Origin of the sequence: Silvimonas sp., assembly GCF_031291215.1 — a bacterium.
Classification (GTDB): domain Bacteria; phylum Pseudomonadota; class Gammaproteobacteria; order Burkholderiales; family Chitinibacteraceae; genus Silvimonas; species Silvimonas soli.
In genome coordinates, this window is record NZ_JARLJK010000061.1 from 1 (window position 1) to 1,103 (window position 1,103).

Consider the following 1,103-nt stretch of genomic DNA (forward strand, 5'->3'; position numbering starts at 1 on the left):
TTAAGGATGGTGTTCAAAACGACGTCAGCAGGTTCGTGCTGACAGTGTGAGCGTGACAAGATGAATTTGATGAGCGCTTCGGCCAGAATTCGGCACCGGCTTCGGCATCATCACCGGCGTTGTCGCCCGCGTTTCGCGTCGGCGAAGGCGCACTCATCCTTTGGCGCCCGGCTGCAGTCGATGGCGCATCATCCACAGATTGCTCAAGGCAAACAGCGTCTGCAGTTGCTGCGTGTTCTTCATCAAGCCACGGTAGCGCACCTTCATGTGGCCGAACTGGCGCTTGATGATGCGAAACGGGTGCTCCACCTTGGCGCGGATGCGGGCTTTGACGCGCTCAATGTCGTCTCGCAGCTTGCCCCTCGGTGTGCTCTTATCCAAAGCGCGCCGCTTGCCTGGGCGCATTGCGACGTGCCAGTTGACCGCGATGTCTTGGGTATCGCTACGCTTTTGAATACCTTGGTAACCAGCATCACCGAACACATCCCACTCCTCGCCATGCAGCAAGGCATGAGCTTGCGTGACATCGTTGACATTGGCTGCTGTGCCCACGACGGTGTGCACCAGCCCCGATTCCGCATCCACACCAATATGCGCCTTCATGCCGAAATGCCATTGGTTCCCCTTCTTGACTTGGTGCATCTCAGGGTCACGCTCGCCTTCCTTGTTCTTCGTGGAACTCGGCGCGGCAATCAACGTGGCATCGACCACCGTGCCTTCCCTGAGCAGGAAGCCTTTGGCATTGAGTTGCTCGTTGACCGTGTTGAGAAACTGCTCGGCAAGCTGGTGTCGTTCGAGCAGATGCCGAAAGCGCAGGATGCTAACGCGGTCAGGCAGGCGGCTCATGCCGCCCAGGCCAGCGAATTCGCGGTACAGCGGCGTGTCGTACAACGCTTCTTCCATCGCCACGTCGCTCAGACCAAACCATTGCTGCATCAGGTGAATACGCAGCATCGCTGCGAGGGGAAACGGCCGGCGGCCCGTTGCCTTGGTCGGGGCGTGCGGCGCAATCAGCGTCAGAAACTCATCCCAAGGTACCGCGCGCTCCATCTCATCGAGAAACACGCGCTTGCGCGTGCGGCGGTTGCTCAGGTCCAGGCCAA

1 protein-coding gene is annotated in these 1,103 nt (G+C 59.5%); it reads right to left on the minus strand.

The features are described from left to right. Positions 1-153: 153 nt before the first annotated feature. A complete protein-coding gene (locus P4L78_RS05620; protein ID WP_309327211.1) occupies positions 154-1,098 on the minus strand; it encodes an IS5 family transposase in 945 nt (314 codons plus the stop codon). Between the last annotated feature and the right edge of the window lie 5 nt (positions 1,099-1,103).